At 68.9% G+C, this 1,939-nt stretch carries 3 protein-coding genes; all 3 read right to left on the minus strand.

All coding sequences use genetic code 11. The annotated features are described in order from the left end of the window. A partial coding sequence (locus EOA27_RS34205; protein ID WP_127258473.1) for an SAM-dependent methyltransferase occupies positions 1-545 on the minus strand: 545 nt, incomplete at its 3' end. Next, on the minus strand, positions 542-928 hold the full coding sequence (locus EOA27_RS34210) for a cobalamin biosynthesis protein (RefSeq protein ID WP_126082098.1): 387 nt from the start codon (positions 926-928) through the stop codon (positions 542-544). The genes EOA27_RS34205 and EOA27_RS34210, both read right to left, overlap by 4 nt. Next, positions 925-1,939: precorrin-6Y C5,15-methyltransferase (decarboxylating) subunit CbiT (cbiT, locus tag EOA27_RS34215; protein WP_127258475.1), on the minus strand; the 1,015-nt coding region annotated here is incomplete at its 5' end. The genes cbiT and EOA27_RS34210, both read right to left, overlap by 4 nt.

Genomic DNA, 1,939 nt, shown 5'->3' on the forward strand with positions numbered 1-1,939 from the left:
CCGTAAAGCGGCGTCAAATCGGCGACGATGCGGTCGATGGCGTGGATGGCAAGATGTATGGCAAGCGTGGCGCCGGTGCGGCCGAAGCCCGCCAGCGTCTCGCCCGGCGGCATCTTCGAGGCGCGGCCGGAAACGCGCGTCAGCACCAAGCTTTGCGCGAGCTCGGGAATGGTCAATTCGCGACGAAGTGCTGCCGCTGCTGCCGCGAAGGAAGGCACGCCTGGGGTCAGCGTGTAGGGGATGCCGTGCTTTTCCAGCCGCCTGATCTGTTCGGCCACCGCGCTCCACACGGAAAGGTCGCCGGAATGCAGGCGCGCGACATCCTGGCCGGCCTTGTGCGCGGCGACATATTCGGCCTCGATCTCGTCGAGCGACATCGGCGCGGTATCGACCAGTCTCGTGCCGGGCGCGCAATGCGCGAGCAGTTCCGGCGCGACGATCGAGCCGGCGTGGAGGCAGACCGGGCAGCTGGCCAGCAGCCGAGCGCCGCGCAGGGTGATGAGATCGGCCGCGCCCGGACCGGCGCCGATGAAATGGACCGTCATGGCGCGTCTCCGCTGATGGCGATGGCGCAGGTGACCGGGCCAAGCACGGTGCGAGGCCCGAGCAATCTTGCGCCGGCCCCGGCAACGGCGAGGGCGGACGCCTCCGAAACCGACGGCGTGCCGGCGCGGCTCTGCGAGAGATCGCAACGGCTGCGGGCGCCGGGCGAGGCCAGTCGCAGGACCCGGTCATCGGCAATGACCACCGGCAGGTTGAGCGCGCGGCCTGCGGCGGAAATCGCCGCCTCATCCTTTTTGAGCGGGGCGGTCGCCAGGGCCGAAAGCGCCGATGTCGCGAGGCCATGCGCTTCAAGCGCCGTCTCGATCGCCGCCAATACTTCTTCGACGCTCACGCCTTTGCGGCTGCCTATGCCCGCGACCATCATGGTTTTATCCAGCTCCACTGCGTGACCGGCATGGCCGGACGCCAGGCCTGCATCGAGCCGACCGGCGCCGCGCGCGACAGCGCGATGCGGGTTAGGTCGCCGCCGCGCCTGTTGTGCTGGTCGAGCAGCAGCGCCTCCATCTCCAGTGTCACGGCATTGGCGACAAGCCGGCCGCCGGAACGGAGCGCCTTGATCGCCTTCTCCAGCACGCCGGCATCGCTGCCGCCGCCACCGATGAAGATCGCATCCGGCGTTTCGAGCTTGGCGAACGCCTTGGGCGCTGAGCCTTCGACCACGACAAGGCCGGGCACGCCGCAATGCGTGGCGTTGCGGGCGATGCGCGCGGCGCGTTCGCCGTCGGCCTCGATAGCGATGGCGCGCAGCGAAGGATGGGCCAGCATCCATTCGATGCCGATCGAGCCGGAGCCGGCGCCGATGTCCCACAGCAGCTCGCCGCGCTTGGGCGCCAGCGCCGACAGCGTGATGGCGCGGATCTCACGCTTGGTGATCTGGCCGTCATGCTCGAACAGGTGGTCGGCGAGGCCGACGGTCAAGGGCAGGATGCGCGCATCCGGCGTCGATTCAATTTCAAGCGCCAGCACGTTGAGCGGGTTGATGTTTTTGAGATCGAAGGCATCGGCGCGGGAGGCGCGTCGCGTTTCGTCGGGACCACCGAGCGCTTCGAGGACCGTCAGCCGCGACGGGCCGAAGCCGAATTCGTCGAGCAGTCCGGCGATGGCCACGGGAGCGTCTGCGTCCGATGTCAGGGCAAGGATGCGCGCGCCGGGTTGGAGCAGGGGGCGGATCAGGTCGATCGAATGGCCGTGCAGCGAGATGGTCTCGATGTCCTGCAAGGCCCAGCCGAGACGGGAGGCGGCCAGCGATAGAGACGACGGCGCCGGCAGAACGAGCATCTCATCCGGCTCCACCTTGCGCGCCAGGGTGACGCCGACGCCGTGAAAGAATGGGTCGCCGGACGCGAGCACGCAGACGTCCTTGCCCGCGAGCGCC

The sequence above is a fragment of the Mesorhizobium sp. M2A.F.Ca.ET.037.01.1.1 genome, from assembly GCF_003998075.1.
Taxonomy (GTDB): Bacteria; Pseudomonadota; Alphaproteobacteria; order Rhizobiales; family Rhizobiaceae; genus Mesorhizobium.